The organism is Streptomyces sp. NBC_00525, assembly GCF_036346595.1.
In the GTDB taxonomy this organism is placed as follows: Bacteria; Actinomycetota; Actinomycetes; order Streptomycetales; family Streptomycetaceae; genus Streptomyces.
The window spans coordinates 1,428,326-1,451,097 of the sequence record NZ_CP107834.1; the positions used below are offsets into that span (position 1 = coordinate 1,428,326).

A 22,772-nucleotide genomic window follows, 5' to 3' on the forward strand; every position below is an offset into this window, starting at 1 on the left:
TCCCGGACCGACAGCCGAAACCCGGGCGCGGCCCTTCAGGGGCGCGGCCCCTGGCGCAGGGCCGTGGACTTCAGCGCCACGGAGGGGTCCGCCGCCAGGTCCGCGTCGATCCGGGCCCCCGCCTCGATGAGCCGCCGCCCCTGCGCCAGGTCGCGCGGGCGGCCGACCGCGAGCAGCGCGACCAGGACGCCGTCGCGCAGCCAGCACACCGACCAGGCGGGCTCGGCCGGGTCGCCGCGCCACAGCAGCGTGTCGGCGTCCGCGTGGTGCCCGGCGTACTGCACGAAGCGGTCGAACTGCTCGGACCAGAAGTAGGGGACGGGGTCGTAGGGCGGGACGTCCGCCGCGCCGCCGGCCGCGATGTGGGCGGCGGCGGTCCTGGGGCCCTGGAGGGCGTTGTCCCAGTGGTGGACGACCAGTCGGGTGCCGTAGCGGGCGGAGGGGAAGGAGGCGCAGTCGCCGACCGCGTAGACGTCGGGCAGCGAGGTGCGCAGCGTCGCGTCGGCGGTCACCGAGCCCTCGGGCCCGAGGGCGATGCCGGAGCCGGCCAGCCAGCCGGTGGCGGGGCGGGCGCCGATGCCGACGACGACCGCCTCGGCGGGCAGGGTGCGCCCGTCCGCGAGGACCACTGCGCCGGGCTCGACGCGGGCGACACGGGCGCCGGTGAGGAGCCGGGCGCCGTTCTCCTCGTACCACCGGGCCATCGGGGCCGTGACCTCGGCGGGCAGGGCGCCGGCCAGCGGGCGGTCCGCCGCCTCGACGACGGTGACCTCGCAGCCGGCGGCGCGGGCGGCGGTGGCGAACTCGGCGCCGATCCAGCCGGCGCCGACGACCACCACGGGGTGGCCCTCTTCGAGGACGGGCCGCAGCCGGGCCGCGTCGTCGAGGGTGCGCAGCAGATGGACGCCGGGCACGCCGCCGGAGCCGGGCAGGGCGACGGGTTCGGCGCCGGTGGCGAGGACCAGGACGTCGTAGGGGACCGGGCCCGCCGAGGTGTCGAGTTCGTGGTCCGCCGCGCGCACCCCGGTGACCTCGCAGCCCAGCCGCAGGGTGATGTCCAGGCCCTCGAAGTCGATGTCGAAGGCGGATTCCTCGGCCTTGCCCAGGAGCACGGCCTTGGACAGCGGGGGCCGGTCGTAGGGCTGGTGGGGTTCGGCGCCGATCAGGGTGACGGGGCCGGTGAAGCCCTGTTCGCGCAGGGCGACGGCGGTCTGGACGCCCGCCATGCCCGCGCCCGCGACGACGACCCGGCGTTCCGTCTGTGCTGCCCGCTGCTGCTCGCTCACCTGTTCAGCTTAGGACCTGTCCGCCCTCGATCCGCTGGACCGCCCCTGGAGCGCCCGTCAGCTGACGGCCTGTCAGGGCGGGGGCTCCGCGCCCGCCGCCCTCCCTACCCGCTCCGGGCGGCTGGGTCTAGGCTGGCGGCGTACAAGACTCGCGGGAGCCCGGACGCACCGGGCTGAGAGGGAGGCTGGCGGCCTCCGACCGTACGAACCTGATCCGGGTCATGCCGGCGAAGGGAGGGGCTGGACGCCCATGCGCATCCATCGCACCGAAGGGTCCGACGTCCTCGTCATCGGGGGCGGCATCATCGGCCTGGTGACCGCCTGGCGGGCCGCGCAGCGCGGTCTGTCCACCGCGCTCGCCGATCCGGGGCCGGGCGGCGGGGCGGCGCGGGTCGCGGCCGGGATGCTGGCCGCCGTCACCGAACTGCACTACGGCGAGGAGACCCTCCTCGGGCTCAACCTCGCCTCCGCCCGGCGCTATCCGTCGTTCACCGCCGAGCTGGAGGAGGCGAGCGGGCAGGACATCGGCTTCCGGGCCTGCGGCACCCTGGCCGTCGCGCTGGACGCCGACGACCGCGCCCATCTGCGCGAACTCCACGAGCTGCAACGCCGCTCGGGCCTCGCGTCGGAGTGGCTGACCGGACGCGAGTGCCGCCGTCTGGAGCCGATGCTCGCGCCGGGTGTGCGCGGCGGGCTGCGGGTGGACGGCGACCACCAGGTCGATCCGCGCCGGCTGGCCGCCGCGCTGCTGACCGCCTGCGAACGCGCCGGGGTGGTCTTCCACCGCCACCGGGCCGACCGCCTCACCGCGGTCGCCGACCGGGCCACCGGGGCCGTCCTCGACGACGGCACGGAGCTGGCCGCCGACCAGGTGGTGCTCGCGGCGGGCAGCCTCAGCGGCCGGCTCGCCGGGGTGCCCGCCCACGTCCTGCCGCCGGTCCGTCCGGTCAAGGGCCAGGTCCTGCGGCTGACCGTGCCCCGGACCTACGCCCCCTTCCTCTCGCGCACCGTGCGGGCGGTGGTCCGGGGCAGCCACGTCTATCTCGTACCGCGCGAGAACGGCGAGCTGGTCGTCGGCGCCACCACCGAGGAGATGGGCTGGGACACCACCGTCACGGCGGGCGGGGTCTACGAGCTCCTGCGCGACGCCCACGAGCTGGTGCCCGGCATCACCGAGCTGCCGCTCACCGAGACCCGCGCCGGGCTGCGCCCCGCGTCCCCCGACAACGCCCCGCTGCTCGGCCCGACCGCGCTGCCCGGCCTCCATCTGGCCACCGGCCACCACCGCAACGGCGTGCTGCTCACCCCGGTCACCGGGGACGCCATGGCCGCGCTGCTGGCGGACGGCGCACTGCCCGATGCGGCCCTCCCCTTCTCCCCCGGCCGGTTCCCGGCGCCCCCCGCGCCCGCCCCGGCGTCCACCCCCGCACCCCAGGAGCAGCCCGTATGACCGCGCCGTCCCCGCTCACCGTGTCCGTCAACGGCGCACCGGCCGTCGTCGCCGCCGGGACCACTCTGGACACCCTCGTCGCCACGCTGACCGACGCGCCGCGCGGGGTGGCCGCCGCGCTCAACGAGACGGTCGTGCCGCGCGGCGAGTGGCCGGCCGCCGTGCTCGGCGACGGCGACCGGGTCGAGGTCCTGACCGCAGTCCAGGGAGGCTGAACCATGTCCGACGACCGCTTCACGCTCGGCGGCACCGACTTCACCTCGCGGCTGATCATGGGCACCGGCGGCGCGCCCAGCCTGGACGTCCTGGAACGGTCGCTGACCGCGTCGGGCACCGAGCTGACCACCGTCGCGATGCGCCGCCTGGACCCGACCGTGCGGGGCTCCGTGCTCTCGGTCCTGGAGAAGCTGTCCGTCCGGGTGCTGCCGAACACCGCCGGCTGCTACACCGCGGGCGAGGCCGTGCTCACCGCCCGGCTGGCCCGCGAGGCGCTGGGCACCGACTGGGTGAAGCTGGAGGTGGTGGCCGACGAGCGCACCCTGCTGCCCGACCCGGTCGAGCTCCTGGACGCCGCCGAGATCCTGGTGGACGACGGTTTCACCGTGCTGCCGTACACCAGCGACGACCCGGTGCTGGCCCGGAAGCTGGAGGACGTGGGGTGCGCGGCGGTCATGCCGCTCGGCTCCCCCATCGGCTCCGGCCTCGGCATCCGCAACCCGCACAACTTCCAGCTGATCACCGAGCGGGCGGGCGTGCCGGTGATCCTGGACGCGGGCGCCGGTACGGCGTCGGACGCCGCGCTCGCGATGGAGCTGGGCTGTTCGGCGGTGATGCTCGCCTCGGCGGTGACCCGTGCCCAGGAGCCGGAGCTGATGGCCGCCGCGATGCGCCACGCGGTGGAGGCCGGGCGTCTCGCGTACCGGGCGGGGCGCATCCCGCGCCGCCATTTCGCCGAGGCGTCGTCGCCGGCGGACGGGCGCGCGGCGCTCGACCCGGAGCGCCCGGCGTTCTGACCCCGGGGCGCGTCGGCGGCCCGGATCGGGCCGCCGTCCACCCCGGCCCTGTCACGGCTCGGCTTCAGTCCTGCGCCGGGTTCGCTCCGCGGCGGCGGGCCTGTCCGCGGCGGCTCGTAGACTCGCATGGTGGATACGACCCTCCAGGACCCCCTCGTCGGGCAGCTGCTCGACGGCCGCTACCGCGTCGATGCCCGCATCGCCGTGGGCGGCATGGCCACGGTCTACCGGGCCATGGACACCCGGCTCGACCGGCTGCTCGCCCTCAAGGTGATGCATCCGGCCCTCGCGACCGACGCCTCGTTCGTCGAGCGCTTCATCCGCGAGGCCAAGTCGGTGGCGCGTCTCGACCACCCCAACGTGGTCGGGGTCTTCGACCAGGGCGCGCAGGGTCAGTACGTCTACCTGGCTATGGAGTACGTCGCCGGGTGCACGCTGCGCGATGTGCTGAGCGAGCGCGGGGCGCTGCGGCCCAGGGCCGCGCTGGACATCCTGGAGTCGGTGCTCGCCGCCCTGGGCGCGGCGCACCGGGCGGGCTTCGTGCACCGCGACATGAAGCCGGAGAACGTGCTGATCGGGGACGACGGCCGGGTCAAGGTCGCCGACTTCGGCCTGGTCCGGGCCGTGGACGCGGTGACCAGCACCACCGGCACGATCCTCGGCACCGTCTCGTACCTCGCCCCCGAGCAGATCGAGCACGGCGCGGCCGACACCCGCACCGACGTGTACGCGTGCGGGGTCGTGCTGTACGAGATGCTGACCGGCGACAAGCCGCGCGACGGGGAGTCCCCCGCCCAGGTCATCTACCGGCATCTGCACGAGGACGTGCCGCCGCCCTCCGAAGCGGTCCCCGGTCTCGCGCCGGAGCTGGACGCGCTGGTGGCGGGCGCCACCGCCCGCGATCCGGAGGCCCGCCCGTTCGACGCGGTGGCGCTGCTCGCCGAGGCCCGCCGGGCGCGCGCCGCGCTCACGGACGAGCAGCTCGACGCCGTACCGCCGCGCGCCCTGGAGGAGCGGCAGCCGGGGCCGGACGGCGGGGACGTGGAGCGCACCGACGCCCGGACGACGGTGATCCCGCGCGTGCTGCCGCAGGACCTGGGCACCGCCCACCACACCAGCCGGCTGGAGATGCCGCCCCCGGAGCAGCCGCTGCCGCCCCGGCGGGGCGGGCTGTGGGGCGGGCTGCGCGGCGGGCCCCGGCGCGGGCTGATCGCGGCGGTCCTCGCGGTGCTGCTGGTGCTGGGCGTCGGCGGCGGGGTCTGGTACATCAACTCCGGGCAGTTCACGAAGGTCCCCTCGCTGCTGGGCCAGACCGAGAAGTCGGCCAGGAAGCGGCTCTCGGACGCCGGGCTGGAGCTGAAGGGCGTCGAGCGCGCCTTCAGCGACACCGTCGCCCGGGGCACGGTGATCGGCAGCCACCCCGATTCCGGCGCCCGGATCAGGCACAACGACGGCGTCTCGCTGGTCGTCTCGCGCGGGCCCGAGATCGTCGAGGTGCCGGATGTGGCGGGCGCCTCGCTCGCCGACGCCAGGCGGAAGCTGACCAAGGCGGGCCTGCTCCCCGGCATGGTCACCAAGGAGTTCAGCGAGGACGTGGCGGCCGGCGAGGTGGTGCGGACGAAGCCCTCGGCGGGCACCGAGCGCCACGCGGACTCCGCGGTCGCGATCGTGGTGTCCAAGGGCAGCCCCGTCGACGTCCCCGACGTCACCGGGCTCTCCGTCGAGGACGCCACGGAGGCGCTGGCCGACGAGGGGCTCAAGGCGGAGGTGAAGCCCGGCCGGGTGCACTCGCCGGAGGAGGCGGGCGACATCGCGCACCAGTCGCCGGGCGAGGGCACGGTGGCGGCCGAGGGCGACACGATCACGCTGACGGTGTCCTCCGGCCCCCGCATGATCGACGTGCCGGACGTCGTCGGCGACAACGTGGACGACGCGAGCGAGGAGCTGGAGGCGGCGGGCTTCGAGGTCGAGGTCGACCGGGGCTTCCTCTCCTTCAGCGACAAGGTCGCGAGCCAGTCCGTGAAGGGCGGCGACCGGGCCCCCGAGGGCAGCACCATCACCATCAAGACCAAGGGACTGTAGAGATCCGTATGCGCAACCCCGTCGGCGGTCACGTCCCGGTGGCCGGCGGCCTCGCCAAGGTCGGCCTCCCCTACGCCCGCGAGATGGGCGCCGAGGCCGTCCAGGTCTTCGTCGCCAACCCGCGCGGCTGGGCGACCCCGGCCGGCAGCCCGGCGCAGGACGAACTGTTCCGGGCGCGGTGCGCCGCCGAGTCGATACCGGCGTATGTGCACGCCCCGTACCTGATCAATTTCGGTTCGCACACCCCGGCGACCGTGGAGCGGTCCGTGGAGTCGCTGCGCCACTCGCTGCGCCGGGCCCGCGCGATCGGCGCCCTGGGCGTCGTCGTGCACACCGGTTCGGCGACCGGGGGGCGGCCCCGCGAGGAGGCGCTGGCGCAGGTGCGGACCCATATGCGGCCGCTGCTGGACGAGCTGACGCACGAGGACGACCCGTTCCTGCTGCTGGAGTCCACGGCCGGGCAGGGCTCCTCGCTCTGCTCCCGGACCTGGGACTTCGGGCCGTACTTCGACGCGCTGGACGCCCACCCGAAGCTCGGGGTCTGCCTGGACACCTGCCACATCTTCGCGGCCGGGCACGACCTGGCCGGGCCCGGCGGCATGAAGGAGACCCTCGACCTGCTGGTGGAGACGGTCGGCGAGGGCCGGCTGAAGCTCATCCACGCCAATGACTCCAAGGACGTCTCCGGCGCGCACAAGGACCGGCACGAGAACATCGGCGCTGGTCACATCGGCGCGGAGCCGTTCCGTGAGCTGTTCGCGCATCCGGCGACGCGGGGCGTGCCGCTGGTCATCGAGACGCCGGGCGGCAAGGAGGGTCACGCCGCGGACGTGGCCCGGCTCCAGGCGTTGCGCGCGGGGGCTGATCAGAGCTCGGGGCCCTCGCCGGGCTCCTCCTGGTAGGAGTAGCGCTGCTCGCGCCAGGGGTCGCCGATGTTGTGGTAGCCGCGCTCCTCCCAGAAGCCCCGGCGGTCGGCCGTCATGTACTCGATGCCCCGGACCCACTTGGGGCCCTTCCACGCGTACAGATGGGGGACGACGAGGCGGAGCGGGAAGCCGTGCTCGGCGGTGAGGAGTTCGCCGCCCTTGTGGGTGGCGAACAGGGTCCGGTCGGAGAGGAAGTCGTCGAGCCGCAGGTTCGAGCTGAATCCGTATTCGGCCCACACCATCACATGGGTGACCTGAGAGGCGGGCGGGGCGAGCGCGACGACATCGCGGGCGAGCACGCCGCCCCACTCGGCGCCGAGCATGCTGAATTTGGTGACGCAGTGCAGATCGGCGACGACCGAGGAGAACGGCAGCGTCGAGAATTGCTCGTGGTTCCAGCAGTGCTTCTCGCCGTCGGCGGTCGCGCCGAAGACACGGAATTCCCAGCGGTCCGGTTTGAACTTGGGAACCGGCCCGTAGTGGGTCACCGGCCAGCCGCGCTGCAGCCGCTGGCCCGGCGGAAGCTCGGACTGCTCTGACGCGCGGTGTTCCCGGCTTTCCGGCTGACCCATGACTCCATGGTGACAGACAGGCCGGGGTGGTCGTGACCAGGGCGGAGGCGATTCGGGCAACTCATACTAAGCGTGCACTTACTGGACGGTCACCGAGTGCGATGCAAAGATGCCGCCAACGTGCCCGGTTCACCGTTGGAAGGAGCCTTTGCGATGCAGGGCGACCCCGAGGTCATCGAGTTCCTGAATGAACAGCTGACCGCCGAATTGACGGCCATCAACCAGTACTTCCTGCACGCCAAGATGCAGGACAACTTCGGCTGGACCAAGCTCGCGAAATACACGCGCGCCGAGTCCTTCGACGAGATGAAGCATGCGGAGATCCTGACCGACCGCATTCTCTTCCTCGACGGCCTGCCGAACTACCAGCGGCTGTTCCACGTACGGGTGGGCCAGACGGTCACCGAGATGTTCCAGGCCGACCGGCAGGTCGAGGTGGAGGCGATCGACCGCCTCAAGCGCGGTATCGAGCTGATGCGGAACAAGGGCGACATCACCTCGGCGAACATCTTCGAGTCGATCCTCGCCGACGAGGAGCACCACATCGACTACCTCGACACCCAGCTGGACCTGGTCGAGAAGCTCGGGGAGCCGCTGTACATCGCCCAGCTCATCGAGCAGCCGGACAGCTGACCGGACCCGGTCGGCTCAGGCGGCTTCGGGGAGTCCGGCGGCGGGCGCCGGGGTGGTTGCGGCGGGCTGCTGCTTGCGGTCGAGCAGATCGCGGCGCGGGCAGGCGCCGCGGCCGAGCATCGCCTGGATGGTGCGGACACAGCCGCCGCAGTCCGTCCCCGCCTTGCAGGCCGAGGCGATCTGGCGGGGCGTACAGGCCCCGGCTGCCGCATGATCCTTGACCTGCTGCTCCGTAACGCCGAAGCACGAGCAGACGTACACGCGGGTTCACCTCCCGGCAGGACGGATCGTGAGCGCCGCCCCGATGATCGGTGAGGCAAACCTAACCTTACCCGTCGCCGGGGGGCGGTGAAAGCCCGGAAACGACCGGTGGGGCACGGATCACATCGATCCGTGCCCCACAGTCGTACGGGAGGTGCGCGCCGTGACCGTTACTGGTCGCGGTACATCTCGGCGACGAGGAAGGCCAGGTCCAGCGACTGGCTGCGGTTGAGCCGGGGGTCGCAGGCCGTCTCGTAGCGCTGGTGGAGGTCGTCCACGAAGATCTCGTGGCCGCCGCCGACGCACTCGGTGACGTCGTCGCCGGTCAGCTCGACGTGGATGCCGCCCGGGTGCGTGCCGAGGCCCTTGTGCACCTCGAAGAAGCCCTTGACCTCGTCCAGCACGTCGTCGAAGCGGCGCGTCTTGTGGCCGGAGGCCGCCTCGAAGGTGTTGCCGTGCATCGGGTCGGTCACCCAGGCCACGGTGGCGCCGGAAGCGGTGACCTTCTCGACCAGCTCGGGCAGCTTGTCGCGGACCTTGTCGGCGCCCATCCGGACGATGAAGGTCAGCCGGCCGGGCTCGCGCTCCGGGTCGAGGCGCTCGATGTAGCCCAGCGCCTCGTCCACCGTGGTGGTCGGGCCGAGCTTGATGCCGATCGGGTTGCGGATACTGGCGGCGAACTCGATGTGCGCGCCGTCCATCTGGCGGGTGCGCTCACCGATCCACACCATGTGGCCCGAGGTGTCGTACAGCTGCCCGGTGCGCGAGTCGGTGCGGGTCAGCGCCGACTCGTAGTCCAGGAGCAGCGCCTCGTGCGACGCGTAGAACTCGACGGCCTTGAACTCCGCCGGGTCGGTGCCGCACGCCTTCATGAAGTTCAGCGCGTTGTCGATCTCGCGGGCCAGGGCCTCGTAGCGCTGGCCGGACGGCGAGGAGCGCACGAAGTCCTGGTTCCAGGCGTGCACCTGGCGCAGGTCGGCGTAGCCGCCGGTGGTGAAGGCGCGCACGAGGTTCAGCGTGGAGGCGGAGGCGTGGTACATCCGCTTGAGGCGGTCCGGGTCCGGGACCCGCTCCTCCTCGGTGAAGGCGAAGCCGTTGACGGAGTCGCCGCGGTAGGTCGGCAGGGTCACGCCGTCGCGGGTCTCGGTCGGCTTGGAGCGCGGCTTGGAGTACTGGCCGGCGATGCGGCCGACCTTGACCACGGGCACCGAGGCCGCGTAGGTCAGGACGGCGCTCATCTGCAGGAGCGTCTTCAGCTTGGCCCGGATGTGGTCGGCGGACACGGCGTCGAAGGCCTCGGCGCAGTCGCCGCCCTGCAACAGGAACGCCTCGCCCTTGGCGACGGCTCCCATACGGGCACGCAGCTGATCGCACTCGCCCGCGAAGACGAGCGGGGGATACGACGCGAGGTCCGCGACGACATCGCGCAGGGCCTCGGAGTCGGGGTACTCGGGCTGCTGCGCCGCGGGAAGGTCTCGCCAGGTGTTGCCACCGGCGACGGAGGTATTGGCGTTCACGGTCACGGGCCCCACATTACGGGGTCGGGTCCACTCATTTTCCGGTTGCTCAGTGACTGAGACGGACGTCTCGGGGACGACTCGGGGACAACCGGTGCCGGGGGTGTCCGTACCGCCTGCTAGCCTCACGTCTTTCAGCGTTGAACAAGTGGACAACGAGGGTGGGCACTTGAAGCGGAATCACCGTAGAGATCTCAAGAAGAGACGGCTGCTCATCGGCGCCGGCGCGGCCGTGGTCGCGACCGCGACGATCGGCACCCTGGCCGTGGCCGCGCAGGACCCGGACGCCTCGGACGCCAAGCCCGCCTCGCCGTCCGCCGTGCTGCAGGCGCAGTTCGAGGACGCGGCCCGCGAGTTCGACGTGCCGCAGAGCGTCCTGATGGCGGTCTCCTTCCGGCAGACCCGGTGGGAGAGCCACGACGGCGCGCCCAGCACCAGCGGCGCGTACAACGTGATGGGGCTGACCAGTGTGTCGCCCGGGGACGTGGAGCAGCCGGACGACAAGGAACGTCTGGCGCACATGAACATGAGCGGCCGGCCGGAGATCGAGAAGACCTTCGACCGCGCCAAGGCGCTGCGCGCGATCCCGAAGAAGACGGTCGACACCTCCGACCCCCGGCTGCACACGCTGGAGAAGGCCGCCGAGCTGATCGACACGGACGCCGAGTCGGTCCGCGACGACACCGGGGACAGCATCCGCGCGGGCGCGGCCCTGCTCGCCGAGTACCAGCGCGAGGCCAAGGGCTCCCTGTCGGAGGACGCCTCCCAGTGGTACCCGGCGGTGGCGCGCTACAGCCAGTCGCCGGACCGGAAGGGCGCGGACCTCTTCGCGAAGCGCGTCTTCGAGTCGATCCGCACGGGCGAGAAGGCCCTCACCCAGGACGGCCAGCAGGTCTCGCTGCCGGCCGCCCCCGCCGTCAAGCCGGTCAAGCCGGCCAAGGTGCCGCTCGCCGCGAGCTTCGCGAGCACCGCCGCGGCGCCCACCCCGGAGTGCCCGTCCGGCCTGAACTGCGACTTCGTCCCGGCCGAGACCTCGGACACCGGCAAGCGCGGCTACACCCCCGCGGCGCGGCCCGACAAGGGCGTCGACATCCGCCGGATCGTGATCCACGACACCGAGGGCGACTACGCCAGCTCGCTCGCCACGCTCACCAACCCGGACACGGCAGCCAGCGCCCACTATCTGGTCCGCGCCTCGGACGGTCTGGTCACCCAGATGGTCGAGAACAAGGACCTGGCGTGGCACGCGGGCAACTGGACCCTCAACATGCACACCATCGGTGTGGAGCATGAGGGCTACGCCATCCGGGACGGCAAGTGGTACACGGAGCCGCAGTACGAGTCCTCCGCCGCCCTGGTGAAGTTCCTGGCCGACAAGTACGGCATCCCGCTCGACCGTGAGCACATCGTCGGCCACGACGAGGTGCCCGTGCAGCTGGACCGGAACATCTCCGGGACGCACTGGGACGCGGGCCCGTTCTGGGACTGGAACCACTACATGGGCCTGCTCGGGGCCCCGACGGGCGCCGAGGGCGCCGGCGGTCCGGTCAAGGCCGGCCAACTGGTGCGCGTGGTCCCGCCGTTCACCACGGCCAACCAGCCGAAGCTGACGTACGGCACCAAGGCGGTCGCCGCCCGGCCGGCGAACTTCGGCTACCTGTACACCTCGCCGTCCACCGGCGCCACCACGCTGAGCGACCCGTACTTCACGTCCCTGTGGAGCGAGGGTTCCAACTGGGGCAACAAGGTCCGCGCGGGCGGCACCTATGTGGTGGCCGAGTCGAGGACCAACTGGACGGCGATCTGGTACGCGGGGAAGAAGGCCTGGTTCTACAACCCCGGCGGCCAGTACACCGTGCCGCTGGACGCGGCCCCGCGCGTGGTGAAGGCCAGGGCCGGGGTGACGGTCCGGATCTACGGGCGCTCCTACCCGGAGACCGCGGCCTACGAGGCGGCGGGCCTGGAGGCCCCCACCGACAACCCGGACTACCTGACGAAGTACACCCTGCCCGCGGGCCAGTCCTACGCGCTGGCGGGCGCCGAGGTGAAGGGCGACGACTGGTTCGGCTCGGTCCAGACGGACGTCATCGGTGACACCTCCTACCTGCCGATCCGGTACAACCACCGGCTGGCGTGGGTGAAGGCGAGCGACGTCCAGACCTCCACCAGCGTCGCCCCGGTCTCCGCCACCGACCGGTACAACATGATCGGCCGGGACAGCGCCGGACGCATCTGGCAGTACCAGGGCACCGGCAGCGCCTCCGCGCCGTACTACCGCCGCTACCAGGTGGGCTACGGCTGGGGAAGCTACACGGCGATCACGGCCATGACGGCGCTGCGCGCGGACGGCACGGGCGACTTCGTGGCCCGCGACAAGGACGGCGTGCTCTGGTACTACCGGGGCAGCGGCAACCCGGACAAGCCGTACCTGGGCCGGCTCCGCATCGGCAGCGGCTGGAACCAGTACACCAGCCTCACCGGCATGCGCGACCTCGACAGCGACGGCAAGCCCGACCTGCTCGCTCTCAACGGCTCCGGCGACATCTACTTCTACAAGGGCACCGGCGACCCGGCACGTCCCTTCGAGCCCAAGGCCAAGATCGGGTACGGCTGGCAGATCTACAACGCGATCGTCTCCACCGGCGACCTCAACGGCGACGGCAAGGCGGACTTCGTGGCCCGCGACAAGTCCGGGGTGCTGTGGATCTACACGGGCACCGGCTCGGCCACCAAGCCGTACGACAAGCGCGTCAAGATCGGTTCGGGCTGGGGCGCGTACAAGCTGCTGCTCGGCCCGAGCGACCTGGACCGTGACGGCCGGGGCGACCTGGTCGGCGTGGACGGCAGCGGAGATTTCTGGTTCTACCACTCCACCGGAAGTGTGACCGCTCCGTTCGCGAAGAAGTCACAGGTCGGAGACGGCTGGCAGATCTACGACACGCTGTTCTAGCCGACAGGCACGCGGTGTTCGCGGGGCCCCTTTCCCGTCCGTCCGGACGGGAAAGGGGCCCCGCGCCGTCCGGCGTGGGCTAAGGTACGGGGCATGTTCGCGCACTCGACCCGTAACTGGTGGTGGACCGCTCATCCGGCGGCCCACTGATCGCGCGTACCCACACCGACGCACAGGCCGCCCGAGGGGCGGCCTTTTCCGTGTCCGCGGGCCGTTCCTCCCAGCAGATCCCCAGGGAAGGAACCACACCCCATGAGCACCACGAGCATCACCGGCATCGACCGGCTTCTGGGCGACGACTGCCCGCCGTTCGCCCTGCTCCGCCGGCGCACCCCCGGCCACGACCACGACACCGTCGAGGTGCTGATCGGCCAGGTGCGCGAGGTGGACCGGCTCGCCGAACTCCCGGTCGGCGAGCGGCCCTCACTGGCCCTGGTGCCGTTCCGGCAGATCGCGGAGCGCGGCTTCGACGTCCGCGACGACGGGACGCCGCTGTCGGTCCTGGTCGCCGACGAGTCGTACACGATGACCCTGGACGAGGCGCTGGAGCGGCTGCCCCGCCACGAAGTCCGGGTGTCCGACGGGGCGTTCGACGTCGGCGACGAGGAGTACGCCGCAACGGTGCGGCGGGTCATCGAGGACGAGATCGGCCGGGGCGAGGGCGCGAACTTCGTCATCCGGCGGACGTTCCGGGGACGGATCGACGGGTTCGGCCGGGCGGACGCGCTGGCCCTGTTCCGGCGGCTGCTCGCCGGGGAGCGGGGTGCGTACTGGACGTTCGTGGTGCACACCGGGGGCAGGACGCTGGTGGGGGCCAGTCCCGAGGTGCATGTGCGGATGTCGGGCGGCACCGTCGTGATGAATCCGATCAGCGGCACCTACCGCTACCCGGCCGGGGGGCCGACCCCGGAGAGCCTGCTCGCCTTCCTCGGCGACCGCAAGGAGACCGAGGAGCTGTCCATGGTGGTCGACGAGGAACTGAAGATGATGTGCACGGTCGGCGACATGGGCGGGGTGGTGATCGGCCCGCGCCTCAAGGAGATGGCCCATCTGGCGCACACCGAGTACGAGTTGCGCGGACGCTCCTCGCTGGACGTACGGGAGGTGCTGCGGGAGACCATGTTCGCGGCGACCGTCACCGGCTCCCCCGTGCAGAACGCCTGCCGGGTCATCGAACGGTACGAGGACGGCGGGCGCGGCTACTACGCGGGCGCGCTGGCCCTGCTGCGCCGGGAGCCGGACGGTACGCAGACCCTGGACTCGCCGATCCTGATCCGGACCGCCGACATCGACGCCGACGGCACCCTGCGCGTCCCGGTCGGGGCAACGCTGGTGCGCCACTCGGACCCGGCGGGCGAGGTCGCCGAGACCCACGCCAAGGCGGCCGGGGTGCTGGCCGCGCTCGGGGTGCGCCCGGCCCGGCCCGAGGCGGAGCGGGAGCGGCCCCGGCTGGCCGACGACCCCCGGGTGCGGGCGGCCCTGGACGCCCGGCGGGACGGGCTCGCCCCGTTCTGGCTGCGGATGCAGGAGCGCACCGCGGACCGGGCGGGCCACGCGCTGGTGGTGGACGGGGAGGACACGTTCACCGCGATGCTCGGGCACCTGCTGCGGGCTGCCGGACTCGACGTCACCGTGCGCCGGTACGACGAGCCGGGGCTGCGCGAGGCGGTGCGGGCGCACGAGGGGCCGGTGGTCCTGGGGCCGGGGCCCGGCAACCCGGGGGACCCGGCGGACCCGAAGATGCGGCTGCTGCGCGGGCTGGCGGCGGAGCTGGTCCGGGAGCACCGGCACGGGCTGCTCGGGGTGTGCCTGGGCCATGAGCTGATCGCGGCGGAGCTGGGCCTGGACATCGTCCGCAAGGCAGTGCCGTACCAGGGCGCGCAGACCGTGATCGACCTGTTCGGGACCCCGGAGACGGTGGGCTTCTACAACAGCTTCACCGCGCGCTGCGACGACGCGGGGGCGGCCGGGCTGGCGGCGCGCGGGATCGAGGCGAGCCGGGACGCGGCGACCGGGGAGCTGCACGCGCTGCGCGGGGCGGGTTTCGCCTCCGTGCAGTTCCACCCGGAGTCGGTGCTGACGCTGCGCGGTTCGGCGATCGTGGCCGAGCTCCTCGCCGGGCTGCCGGTCGGCGGCTGAGCGGCCCGGCCCCGGAGCCGGGCGGGCGGTCAGGCTCCGGGGCGGGCGGGCACCAGGACGTTCTCGCCGGTGCGGCCGGCCAGGTAGTCGTCCACGTTCGCGACGGTGGCGTCGATGATCTGGCCGACCGCGTCCCGCGTGTAGTACGCCTGGTGCGAGGTGACGATGACGTTCGGGAAGGTGACGAGCCGGGCCAGGGTGTCGTCGTCCACGCCCTCCAGCGACTTGTCCAGGAAGAACAGCCCGGCCTCCGCCTCGTACACGTCGAGTCCGACGCCCAGGAAGCGGCCCGCGCGCAGCTCGCCGACCAGGGCGGAGGTGTCGACCAGGCCGCCCCGGCTGGAGTTGACGAGGATCGCGTCGTCCTTCATCAGGGCGAGGGCGTCCTTGTCGATGAGGTGGTGGGTGGCGGGCAGCAGCGGGACGTGCAGGCTGATCACGTCGGCCTCGGCGAGCAGCCGCTCCTTGTCGACGTAGCGCATGCCCAGTTCGGCGCAGGCCGGGTTCTCGGCGACGTCCCAGCCGAGCAGCCTCATGCCGAAGCCGTGGGCGATCCGGGTGAACGCCTCGCCGATCTTGCCGGTGCCGATGACGCCGACGGTGCGGCCGTGCAGGTCGCGGCCGAGGAGCCCGTCGAGGCGGAAGTCGAAGTCGCGGGTGCGGCCGGCCGCCCGGATCACCCGGCGGTTGACCGCCATGGCGAGGGTCCAGGCGAACTCCGCGACGGAGTACGGCGAGTAGTGGGAGACCCGCGCGACGCGCAGGCCCAGGCGCTCGGCGACGTCCAGGTCGATGTTGTTGAAGCCGGTGGAGCGCTGGGCGATCAGCTGGGTGCCGCCGGTCGCCAGGGTCTGCAGGACAGCGCTGCCCAGGTCGGCGTTGACGCTGGTGGAGATGACCTCGTAGCCGGCGGCGATGGGGGCGGTGTCCCGGTTGAGGAAGACGTCCAGGCAGCGGACCTCGTGCTTTCCGGCGAAGGCCGCCTCGATCAGCGGCTTCTCGTCGGACTGCACTCCGAAGGCCAGGATCTCCACGACGACTCCCCTGCTGTCTGCGGCCGGTCACCGTGAATATACGGCCGGACGCACGGCCGCGCCGCTCGGGGCCCGGTCCGGACGGCGGGCCCTACACGTCGTCGAGCCCGCGCTCTATGGCGTACCGCACCAGCTCCACCCGGTTGTGCAGCTGGAGCTTGCCCAGGGTGTTCTGGACGTGGTTCTGCACGGTGCGGTGCGAGATGACGAGCCGTTCGGCGATCTGCTTGTACGAGAGCCCCTTGGCCACCAGCCGCAGCACCTCGGTCTCCCGGTCGGTCAGCTCCGGCGCCTTCGGCTCGTCGGAGGCGGCCGGGGCGGGCTCGGAGGCCAGCCTGCGGTACTCGCCGAGCACCAGTCCGGCCAGGCCGGGGGTGAAGACGGCGTCGCCCGCGGCGGTGCGGCGGACGGCGTCCGTCAGCTCGCGGGTGCTCGCCGACTTCATCAGATAGCCGGTGGCGCCGGACTTGACGGCCTCCAGGACGTCGGCGTGCTCGCCGCTGGCGGAGAGCACCAGCACCCTGAGCCCCGGCTGGGTGCCCACGAGTTCCTTGCAGACCTGTACGCCGGGCATGCCGGGCAGGTTGAGGTCGAGGACCAGGACGTCCGGGGTGACGGCCCCGGCGCGGCGGACGGCCTGCGGTCCGTCGCCCGCGGTCGCCACCACGTCGAAGCCCGCCTCGGCGAGGTCGCGGGCGACGGCGTCGCGCCACATCGGGTGGTCGTCGACCACCATCACCCTGATCGCCCGCTGCCCGGTGCCCTCTTCGTGTGCCGTGCTCATCCGACCCTGCCCACCTTCCCCCGTGAAACCTTCGGGACCTTCAGTTCGACTTCGGTGCCCTGGCCGGGCACCGAGATCAGTTCCGCCGTGCCGCCGAGGTCGCGCAGCCGGCCGCGGATCGACAGGGCGACGCCGAGCCGCCCCTCCCCCTCGGCCTGGGCGAGCCGCCCCTCGGGAATGCCGGGGCCGTCGTCCCGGACGGTCACGATCACCTCGTCCGGCCAGTCCTCCAGCAGAATCCACGCCTGCGCGTCCGGCCCGGCGTGCACCCGGACGTTGTCCAGGGCCGCGCCGACCGCCGCCGCCAGCTCCGCCGCCGCGGCGGTGGGCAGCGGCACCGGGGCGCCCGGCTCCGCGAAGCTGATCCGCGATCCGGCGTGCGGGGCGAGCAGCGTACGCAGATCGGTCTCGCCGCTCTCCCCGTCGCCGCGCTCGTCGTCGTCGACCTCGACGGTCCGTACGACGGCTCCCTCGGAGGCGTCCTCGGAGGTCCGGGTGGGGGGCACCAGGCCGCTGGAGACCAGGGTGCGCAGGGCGACCTCCTGCTCCCCGGCCATCCGGCCCAGCTCGGCCGCCTCGCCGCCGAGCGCGGCGCCGCGCCGCTGCACCATCGCCAGGACCTGGAGGACGCTGTCGTGGATGTCGCGGGCCAGCCGTTCCCGTTCGCGGGTGGCGGCCTCGATCTCCAGGGCGCGGGCGAGGGTGCGCTCACTGGCGCGGGCGACCTCGACGACGTAGCCGATGGCGATGGAGGCGACCCAGACCAGCATCACGTTGTGCAGGGTGTCGCGGCTGGGCTCGCCGCGCTCGATGAGATTGGCGACGGCGACCAGGCTGGAGGCGAAGCCGGCCCAGCGCCAGCCGCCCTTGATCGCGAAAGCCAGGACGGAGCCCGCGGTCCAGATCGACGGCAGGGTCGATCCGTCCACCTCCTGCGCCTGGAGGTCGGCGAGCGGGGTGATGAGTATGCCGGTCATCGCGATGGCGAGGTCGATGCCGAGGAAGCCCCTGGTGCAGGCGGCGGCACTGGCCACCTTCGGCAGCGTGGCGAGCGTCCAGACGGTGAGCAGCGCGAGGAAGCCGATGGCGATCCAGGGCCGCTCGTACTCGTGCCGGGCGAAGACGGCGAGCAGCACCGCGTAGACCATCGTCAGGACGCGGTAGCCGCTCAGGGCGCGCCACAGCGGCTGCTCCACCGACATCCGTACCACGCGTACGCGTTTGACCATGCTGTTCTCCCCCGTGCGGTGGACCGCCGCGCCGCTCAGGCGCCGTCGCCGTCCGCCTCCGTGCCCGCCGGCGTCTTCTTCGCGGCCTCGGCCCGGCGCTTGGCCTCGTCGGCGATCTGCCGCTTGGCGGCGGTCGCGTAGATGTCGACGTACTCCTGACCCGAGAGCTTCATGATCTCGTACATCACCTCGTCGGTCACCGAGCGCAGGATGAAGCGGTCGCCGTCCATGCCGTGGTAGCGGCTGAAGTCGAGCGGCGCGCCGATCCGGATGCCGGGGCGCATCAGCTTGGGGACGACCTGGCCGGGCGGCTGGATCTTCTCGGTGTCGATCATCGCGACGGGAATGACCGGGGCCCCGGTGGCCAGCGCGACCCGGGCGAGCCCGCCGGGCTTGCCCCGGTAGAGCCGGCCGTCCGGCGACCGGGTGCCCTCGGGGTAGATGCCGAAGAGGCCGCCGCCCTCGACGACCTGGATGCCCGCCCGGATCGCCGCCTCGCCGGCGCCGCGCGCGCCGGAGCGGTCCACGGGGAGCTGGCCGACGCCCTTGAAGAACGCGGCGGTGAGCTTGCCCTTGACGCCGGGCGCGGTGAAGTACTCGGCCTTCGCGATGAAGGTCACCTTGCGGTCCAGGACGGCGGGCAGGAAGAAGGAGTCCGAGAACGACAGATGGTTGCTGGCGAGGATCGCGGGCCCGCTCGCGGGGATGTTCTCCAGGCCCTCCACCCACGGCCTGAAGGCAAGCTTCAGCGACCCGCCGATGGCGAACTTCATTGCGCCGTAGATCAACTCGGGTGCCTCCTGTGTGCTGTCCGACAGACCTTAACCCGAGGTGTCCCCGCGCCCTCCCTCCCGGCGCGGACGGGGCGTGGCACGGGACCCGGCCCGGACGGCGGCGCCCCGGCCGGTGACGGCCCTGGTCGGTGTCGGCCCGGTCGCGTACGGTGAAGTAATCCGCGCGCACTCCCGTACCCCCTTCCGCACACCCGTACGCTCCCCCGCGAGCCCCACGAACAGGAGACCCCGGTGCCGGTCCTTCCCGGAGCCGAGCCGTTCCGCCACGAGGGCGGAGAGGTCGGCGTCCTCCTCTGCCACGGATTCACCGGCTCCCCGCAGTCGCTGCGCCCCTGGGCCGATCATCTGGCCGAGCGCGGTCTGACGGTGTCGCTGCCGCTGCTGCCGGGGCACGGCACGCGCTGGCAGGACATGCAGGTGACCGGCTGGCAGGACTGGTACGCGGAGGTGGACCGGGAGCTGCGCGGGCTGCTGGAGCGCTGTGCGCGGGTCTTCGTCTTCGGGCTGTCCATGGGCGGTGCGCTGGCGCTGCGGCTGGCCGCCAAGCACGGGGACGCGGTCGCCGGTCTGGTGCTCGTCAACCCGGCCAACAAGGTGCACGGCCTCGCGGCGCACGCGCTGCCGGTGGTCCGCCATCTGGTGCCGACGACGAAGGGGCTGGCCAGTGACATCGCGCTGGAGGGCGCGGTCGAGGTGGGCTACGACCGGGTGCCGCTGCACGCGGCGTACTCGGTGCGCAGGTTCTTCCGGCTGGTCGACGCCGATCTGCCGCAGGTGACCCAGCCGCTCCTGCTGCTGCACAGCCCGCAGGACCATGTGGTGCCGCCCGCCGACTCGGCGCGCATCCTGGGCCGGGTCTCCTCGACGGATGTCCGTGAGGTCCTGCTGGAACAGAGCTACCACGTGGCGACGTTGGACCATGATGCGAAGCGGATCTTCGACGAGAGTCATGCGTTCATCGGCCGCCTCGCTCCGAGCGGACAGGACGCGGAGAAGGGGAGCACGTCCGGTGGCTGAACACGACGCGGAGCGCGCGGGCAGCGAGGAGGAGCGCGAGCCGCTCCCCGTGGAGGGGGCGGCCGTCGCCGACGACGACGGCAGTGGTGGTGCGGCGCCCGAGGCTCCGGCCGCGCCGGCCGCCGCCGAGCCGGAGGGGCCGCTCGACGAGGAGGCCGCCTGGCGGGCCATCGTCGAGGGGTACGGGCAGGAGCCGCCGGACCCGCCGGGCGCGCGGCCCTTCCGGTCGGTCGAGGACCTGGCCATGCGGGAGGACGGTCCGCTGACCGGCCCGGCGCCGGACAAGGGCCTCGACAAGAAGCCGCCGAAGAAGCCGGACCGGCCGCTGGGCAGTTCCGTGGTGTTCGCGCCGGGCGTCGGCCCGCGCGACTACGAGCCGACCGACCCGGACGGTGCCGGCGGGAGCGACGACGAGGGGCACTTCGTGCCGCCGGAGCCGCCGCCGCTGCCGGAGGCGGACGTCACCACGAAGTTCGGCTGGCTGGGGGTGATCGGCGGTCCGCTGCTGATGCTGCTCGCGGTGCTGCTGTCCTGGGACATGACCTGGTGGCTGACGACGTTGTGCGTCGGCGGCTTCCTGGGCGGTTTCGTGACGCTGGTGGCCCGGATGAACCCCGGTGACGACGCAGACGACGACCCCGGCCGGGGCGCGGTGGTCTGAGCCGGCCGGCGCGACCGGCCGGTTCAGCCGGCCGCCGGCACCCGGAGCGCGGCCAGCACCGGCAGATGGTCGGTCGCGGCCCGCAGGTCGGCGTCCCGCACACCGGGCAGCCCGCTGGGCACCCCGCAGCCGAGGACCTCGATGCCGCCGGTGGCGAGTACGGCGTCGATCCGGCGGCGCGGGTCGTGCGCGGGGAAGGTGTACTCGCCGCCCCGCGGCCTCGTCTCCCAGCAGTCCTGGTAGCGGCCGGCCAGCAGCCGGAAGGCCCGCCCGCTGGGTACGTCGTTGAGGTCGCCGCCGACGACGGCGTGCTCCGTGCCGAGCGCGTCCACGCTCTCCACCAGCCGTTCGGCCTGGGCGAACCGCTCCTGGCGCTGGAGGCTGAGGTGGCAGCTCAGCACGCCGAGCCGGGCGCCAGCGAACCGGACCGCGGCGGTGGCGAAACCCCTGCGGTGCAGTCCCGGAGTGCGCGGCAGCAGGATGTCCTCGGTGCGTTCCACGGTGGCCCGCAGCGAGCACAGCAGCAGCGGCCCGGCGGCGGTGGCGCCCCCCGAGAGGACGACCAGGTCGGTGGCGGCGGCGAGCCGGGCGGCGTACTTGCGCCAGCGGAAGAAGCGCGGCGCCTCCTGGACGAGGACCAGGTCGGGGGCGCAGGCGCGGATGACCCGGGCGAGGGCGGCGCGGTCGTCACGCATCGAGCGGATGTTGTAGCTGAGCACTCTGACGACGGCCGCGCCGTCCTGCTCGGTACGGGAGGCGGGCAGCGACGTCATCGTGGCCATGCGCCCACGATACGGCGGACGCCCGCCGCTCCTCGGTCGTGTCCGCGAAGTGTCACCTGGCCCGCCCTTCGGGCGGACGGTGACACTTCGCGGACACTCCCTGGGCGCGACGGGCGTCCGGTGGTTCCGGTGGGGTGGGCGGGTCAGCCCTGGCGGGCCAGGTCCGCCGCGCCCACGAGCCCTGCCTTGCCGCCGAGTTGGGCGGCGAGCACCTGGGCGTGCGGGCGCCACTCGCCGCCGATCAGCCAGCGGCGGAACGACTTGCGGATGGGGCCGAGGACCAGCTCGCCCTCGTCCGAGACGCCGCCGCCGACGATGAAGGCGGAGGGGTCGAACAGGGAGGCCAGGTCGGCGAGTCCGGCGCCGGCCCAGCGGGCCAGCTCGCGGAACGAGTCGACGGCCACCGGGCAGCCCTGGCGGGCGGCCTCGCTGATGTGCTTGCCCTCGATGCCGTCCACCGTGCCGTCGCCGAGCGCCAGCAGGATCGTGGCGTTCTCCGGGGTGGCGTTGGCGCGCTGCTTCGCGTAGCGGACGAGGGCGCGGCCGGAGGCGTACTGCTCCCAGCAGCCCTGGCTGCCGCAGCCGCAGAGCAGCCCGTCCGGGACGACCCGGATGTGGCCGAATTCGGCGGCCACGCCGAAGCGTCCGCGGCGCAGCTTGTTGCCGATGATGATGCCGCCGCCCAGGCCGGTGCCCAGGGTGATGCAGATGACGTCGTCGTGGCCCTGGCCGGCGCCGAAGCGGTATTCGCCCCAGGCGGCCGCGTTGGCATCGTTCTCGACGACGACCGGGAGGCCGACGCGCTGCTCGACCTTGTCCTTGAGCGGCTCGTGGCGCCAGTTGATGTTGGGTGCGAACAGTACGGTGGCACGCTTGTCGTCGACGTATCCGGCCGCGCCGATGCCGACCGCCTCGATGGCATGTCCCTCGCTGGCGCCGGAGACGGCCGCCGCGATCGCGTCCACGATGCCTTCGGCGGTCGGCGGGGTCGGGACCTTGAAGGTCGAGAGGATCTGGCCCTCTTCGTCGACCACTCCAGCTGCGATCTTCGTGCCGCCGATATCGACGCCGATGGTGAGTCCCATGAATCCCTCAGTTCCGGTCGAGCCCCGCTGAGCCCACCGTACCCGAGCCGGGGCCCCGCCCCGGACGGCACCGGTCAGTCCAAGTCGATGTGTTCGCCCGCTCCGGACCCTTCGTCCCGAGGGCCGGACGGGTCCTCCGCCTTCTTTTCGCTGCCCGCCGGGTCCCCGGCCCCCCGGGTCCAGCGGCCTTCCTGGCTCTGGACGGCGGAGCGGTAGGCGGCGAGCAGTTCACCGCCGGCGGCGGCGAGGTGATCGAAAACGTCTGGATTGCGTTCGATGACGGGCTCGACGGCCGCCTTGGCCTGCTGGATGACCTGCTGCACGGCGCCCTGCGCGGCGAGCCCGAGGAGCGGCGCCTGGAAGGAGCCCAGCTTGTCGGCCACCGCGTCCATCAGCTTGCGCAGCTCCTCGGCGGCGGAGCCGGGCGGCGGTCCGTAGGCGGCGCGGCGGCGGGCCCGTTCGGCGGCGAGGTCCTCGGCGCACGCCTGCGCCCACGCGTCCTCGTCGGGGCGGTCGGTGGCTTCGCTCATGGCGGACTCCTGCGACGTCGTGGCCGG

The 22,772-nt window shown here is 72.8% G+C and carries 22 protein-coding genes and 1 riboswitch; of the genes, 11 read left to right on the plus strand and 11 right to left on the minus strand.

Annotated features, from left to right (window positions below):
• Window positions 1–35: 35 nt before the first annotated feature.
• Window positions 36–1,286, minus strand: coding sequence for an NAD(P)/FAD-dependent oxidoreductase (locus tag OG710_RS06335; RefSeq protein WP_330238444.1), 1,251 nt, complete (start codon window positions 1,284–1,286; stop codon window positions 36–38).
• 141 nt (window positions 1,287–1,427) lie between these two features.
• Window positions 1,428–1,539, plus strand: a riboswitch (TPP riboswitch).
• On the opposite strand from OG710_RS06335, the gene thiO reads away from it, so the two are divergent.
• The 5 genes from thiO (at window position 1,537) to OG710_RS06360 (ending at window position 6,733) form a co-directional block, all read left to right on the plus strand.
• Window positions 1,537–2,736 carry a glycine oxidase ThiO gene (gene thiO, locus OG710_RS06340; RefSeq protein ID WP_330238445.1) on the plus strand — a complete coding sequence of 400 codons (1,200 nt, stop codon included), beginning with the start codon at window positions 1,537–1,539 and terminating at the stop codon, window positions 2,734–2,736. (Overlaps the previous riboswitch by 3 nt.)
• Window positions 2,733–2,951, plus strand: a complete 219-nt coding sequence (gene thiS / locus OG710_RS06345; RefSeq protein WP_111332601.1) for a sulfur carrier protein ThiS — start codon at window positions 2,733–2,735, stop codon at window positions 2,949–2,951. The genes thiO and thiS overlap by 4 nt, the downstream gene beginning before the upstream one ends.
• Before the next feature lie 3 nt (window positions 2,952–2,954).
• Complete coding sequence (locus OG710_RS06350) at window positions 2,955–3,749, plus strand: thiazole synthase (RefSeq protein WP_330238446.1); 795 nt, start codon at window positions 2,955–2,957, stop codon at window positions 3,747–3,749.
• A 129-nt stretch (window positions 3,750–3,878) separates the two neighbouring features.
• Entirely contained in the window at window positions 3,879–5,831 is a 1,953-nt protein-coding gene (pknB, locus tag OG710_RS06355; protein WP_330242167.1) for a Stk1 family PASTA domain-containing Ser/Thr kinase, read from the plus strand.
• Between the two features lie 8 nt (window positions 5,832–5,839).
• Window positions 5,840–6,733 (plus strand): deoxyribonuclease IV, encoded by an 894-nt coding sequence (locus tag OG710_RS06360; RefSeq protein WP_330238447.1) that lies wholly within the window; start codon window positions 5,840–5,842, stop codon window positions 6,731–6,733.
• Here the strand turns inward: OG710_RS06360 and OG710_RS06365 are convergent.
• Window positions 6,697–7,329: a sulfite oxidase-like oxidoreductase gene (locus OG710_RS06365; protein ID WP_330238448.1), complete on the minus strand. Its 633-nt coding sequence runs from the start codon at window positions 7,327–7,329 to the stop codon at window positions 6,697–6,699. The genes OG710_RS06360 and OG710_RS06365 overlap by 37 nt on opposite strands.
• Window positions 7,330–7,482: 153 nt before the next feature.
• On the opposite strand from OG710_RS06365, the gene bfr reads away from it, so the two are divergent.
• Complete coding sequence (gene bfr, locus OG710_RS06370) at window positions 7,483–7,962, plus strand: bacterioferritin (RefSeq protein WP_111332591.1); 480 nt, start codon at window positions 7,483–7,485, stop codon at window positions 7,960–7,962.
• Between the two features lie 15 nt (window positions 7,963–7,977).
• On the opposite strand, the gene OG710_RS06375 is transcribed toward bfr, so the two are convergent.
• Together OG710_RS06375 and OG710_RS06380 are read right to left on the minus strand one after the other, a co-directional pair.
• Window positions 7,978–8,223 (minus strand): (2Fe-2S)-binding protein, encoded by a 246-nt coding sequence (locus OG710_RS06375; RefSeq protein ID WP_330238449.1) that lies wholly within the window; start codon window positions 8,221–8,223, stop codon window positions 7,978–7,980.
• Window positions 8,224–8,393: 170 nt separating this feature from the next.
• Window positions 8,394–9,740 (minus strand): class II 3-deoxy-7-phosphoheptulonate synthase, encoded by a 1,347-nt coding sequence (locus OG710_RS06380; protein WP_330242168.1) that lies wholly within the window; start codon window positions 9,738–9,740, stop codon window positions 8,394–8,396.
• A gap of 169 nt (window positions 9,741–9,909) precedes the next feature.
• Between OG710_RS06380 and OG710_RS06385 the strand changes: the two genes are divergently transcribed.
• From OG710_RS06385 to OG710_RS06390, 3 genes are all read left to right on the plus strand, one after another.
• Window positions 9,910–12,690, plus strand: a complete 2,781-nt coding sequence (locus OG710_RS06385; RefSeq protein WP_330238450.1) for an N-acetylmuramoyl-L-alanine amidase — start codon at window positions 9,910–9,912, stop codon at window positions 12,688–12,690.
• A 93-nt stretch (window positions 12,691–12,783) separates the two neighbouring features.
• A complete protein-coding gene (locus OG710_RS31260) occupies window positions 12,784–12,840 on the plus strand; it encodes a trp operon leader peptide (RefSeq protein WP_073735655.1) in 57 nt (18 codons plus the stop codon).
• Window positions 12,841–12,942: 102 nt separating this feature from the next.
• Window positions 12,943–14,829, plus strand: a complete 1,887-nt coding sequence (locus tag OG710_RS06390; protein WP_330238451.1) for an anthranilate synthase family protein — start codon at window positions 12,943–12,945, stop codon at window positions 14,827–14,829.
• Window positions 14,830–14,858: 29 nt separating this feature from the next.
• Here the strand turns inward: OG710_RS06390 and OG710_RS06395 are convergent, their stop codons facing one another.
• The 4 genes from OG710_RS06395 to OG710_RS06410 all read right to left on the minus strand — a co-directional run bounded on the left by OG710_RS06395 (window position 14,859) and on the right by OG710_RS06410 (window position 18,649).
• Window positions 14,859–15,863, minus strand: a complete 1,005-nt coding sequence (locus OG710_RS06395; protein WP_330238452.1) for a 2-hydroxyacid dehydrogenase — start codon at window positions 15,861–15,863, stop codon at window positions 14,859–14,861.
• Window positions 15,864–15,954: 91 nt separating this feature from the next.
• Window positions 15,955–16,647, minus strand: coding sequence for a response regulator (locus OG710_RS06400; protein WP_111332580.1), 693 nt, complete (start codon window positions 16,645–16,647; stop codon window positions 15,955–15,957).
• Window positions 16,644–17,876: a MacS family sensor histidine kinase gene (gene macS, locus OG710_RS06405; protein WP_330238453.1), complete on the minus strand. Its 1,233-nt coding sequence runs from the start codon at window positions 17,874–17,876 to the stop codon at window positions 16,644–16,646. Before macS ends, OG710_RS06400 begins: the two co-directional genes overlap by 4 nt.
• A 35-nt stretch (window positions 17,877–17,911) precedes the next feature.
• Window positions 17,912–18,649: a lysophospholipid acyltransferase family protein gene (locus OG710_RS06410; protein WP_330242169.1), complete on the minus strand. Its 738-nt coding sequence runs from the start codon at window positions 18,647–18,649 to the stop codon at window positions 17,912–17,914.
• 252 nt (window positions 18,650–18,901) lie between these two features.
• Here OG710_RS06410 and OG710_RS06415 point away from each other — a divergent pair, with 252 nt between their 5' ends.
• Together OG710_RS06415 and OG710_RS06420 are read left to right on the plus strand one after the other, a co-directional pair.
• Window positions 18,902–19,687, plus strand: a complete 786-nt coding sequence (locus OG710_RS06415; protein ID WP_330238454.1) for an alpha/beta hydrolase — start codon at window positions 18,902–18,904, stop codon at window positions 19,685–19,687.
• Window positions 19,680–20,348, plus strand: coding sequence for a hypothetical protein (locus OG710_RS06420; RefSeq protein ID WP_330238455.1), 669 nt, complete (start codon window positions 19,680–19,682; stop codon window positions 20,346–20,348). Before OG710_RS06415 ends, OG710_RS06420 begins: the two co-directional genes overlap by 8 nt.
• Window positions 20,349–20,371: 23 nt before the next feature.
• On the opposite strand, the gene OG710_RS06425 is transcribed toward OG710_RS06420, so the two are convergent.
• The 3 genes from OG710_RS06425 to OG710_RS06435 all read right to left on the minus strand — a co-directional run bounded on the left by OG710_RS06425 (window position 20,372) and on the right by OG710_RS06435 (window position 22,745).
• Window positions 20,372–21,130, minus strand: coding sequence for an endonuclease/exonuclease/phosphatase family protein (locus OG710_RS06425; protein ID WP_330238456.1), 759 nt, complete (start codon window positions 21,128–21,130; stop codon window positions 20,372–20,374).
• A 143-nt stretch (window positions 21,131–21,273) separates the two neighbouring features.
• Entirely contained in the window at window positions 21,274–22,215 is a 942-nt protein-coding gene (locus tag OG710_RS06430; protein WP_330238457.1) for an ROK family glucokinase, read from the minus strand.
• A gap of 74 nt (window positions 22,216–22,289) precedes the next feature.
• Window positions 22,290–22,745 carry a DUF5304 domain-containing protein gene (locus OG710_RS06435; protein WP_330238458.1) on the minus strand — a complete coding sequence of 152 codons (456 nt, stop codon included), beginning with the start codon at window positions 22,743–22,745 and terminating at the stop codon, window positions 22,290–22,292.
• Window positions 22,746–22,772 lie beyond the last annotated feature (27 nt).